The sequence below is a fragment of the Peribacillus sp. SIMBA_075 genome (assembly GCF_046534585.1).
Map to the genome: position 1 here is coordinate 1 of NZ_JAWRYN010001691.1, position 232 is coordinate 232.

Annotated in this window: 1 pseudogene; it reads right to left on the minus strand. The window is 37.5% G+C overall.

The features are described 5' to 3' along the window. Positions 1 to 232 (minus strand): annotated as a pseudogene (locus tag SB775_RS34190) (amino acid permease); the annotation flags it as partial.

Below are 232 nucleotides of genomic sequence, written 5' to 3' on the forward strand. Positions count from 1 at the left end.
GTAATCCCGATTAATTCCACACCTTGGTATGCGCCAACTACAAGTGATAATGCAAAGAAGAATCCTGAAAAACCACCTGTAAAGAAACCGCCATTTGACCAAAGATTAGATATGCCAATCGCTTCTCCGCCGTTACCAATTCCAAAGAAAATAAGTCCAAATCCCGCAATAATCATTAATAGAATCGTAACGATTTTAATCATCGCAAACCAAAATTCAAATTCACCAAATG